This window comes from Streptococcus sp. CCH8-H5 (assembly GCF_001556505.1).
Lineage (GTDB): Bacteria > Bacillota > Bacilli > Lactobacillales > Streptococcaceae > Streptococcus.
In genome coordinates, this window is sequence record NZ_LSIZ01000026.1 from 1 (window position 1) to 1,055 (window position 1,055).

At 39.6% G+C, this 1,055-nt stretch carries 1 protein-coding gene and 1 pseudogene; one reads left to right on the forward strand and one right to left on the reverse strand.

Annotation, left to right across the window (positions count from 1 at the left end; genetic code table 11):
- The coding region (locus AX663_RS01350) for an LPXTG cell wall anchor domain-containing protein (protein ID WP_156430743.1) at positions 1–566 on the forward strand (566 nt) is incomplete at its 5' end.
- A gap of 220 nt (positions 567–786) precedes the next feature.
- Here the strand turns inward: AX663_RS01350 and AX663_RS10890 are convergent.
- Positions 787–1,055: pseudogene (locus AX663_RS10890) on the reverse strand (IS110 family transposase); the annotation flags it as partial.

Sequence of the window (1,055 nt, forward strand, 5' to 3'; positions counted from 1 at the left end):
CTACAGCAACTGTAGCGAAAGCTGATGATAAGACAGCTCCAGATGCACCAGTTGTCGATACAGATCTTACAGGTAAGGCAGGTACTCGTACACCAATCGATGTTATTGCTGAACCAGGTACTAAGATTGAATTGTTCGATAAAGACGGTAACAAGATTGGTGAAGCTACAGCTGATGACAATGGTAAAGCCACTATCATACCAACGGTTGATATTCCGGAAGGTAATGTGACAGCGAGAGCGACAGACTCATCAGGTAATGTCTCAGATGCTAGCGCCCCAATGCTTGCAACAAGGGGTGGATCAACAGATACCTTTAATAATAGTAAAGGTTCTAATGTTACTCCAACGGTTGTGAAACCATCACCAGCTGTAGATGTTCAGGCAGTGGATTCATCAGATAAGCACATGAATCTCAAAGCAAGAGCAACTATTTCAGCAGCTCAAAAAGACGCTTCTACTCTTCCAGCTACAGGAGAAGAAGCATCAACTGCAGCTGTAGTACTAGGAGGAGTTCTTGCAGCATTTGGACTTACCTTGGCAGGTAAGCGTAAAAAAGAAGACTAAGATAAATTAAAAAACTTGTAGAAGTGATTTAATAAGTCATCTGAGTTTTCAAACGAAAAGACTCATCCCTAAACTGGGGTGAGTCTTTTTCTACCATTTGTCAAGTATAATACGGTTTCGAACTCAACATTATTTCTGATAGAGTATAATGGGAATTTTTTGAGAAATAGTTCAAGCCATTTTTTCTGACATTTGAGCATATAAAAACGACACCTTATCTGGCATTTTTTGAAATGGCAAAATAAGATTGCTTTGCCAGTCCAACTAACTTCTCAGCTAAGTTACCTATTCTGTTCTCTGAAATACGTTTAGAGGTTTACTGGCGAAAAGTTTCTTTCAACTCAACTTCTGATAATTCTAGCACCCAATACTTGGTTGGGAAGATGGAAACAAGATTTCAATATTGCTCACCTGTAGGAGTAGATAGTAGATTTTCGATTTCTGGGAAGGCGACTTGAAGAACTTTGTGCAGCCTATTCTTCGTCCTTA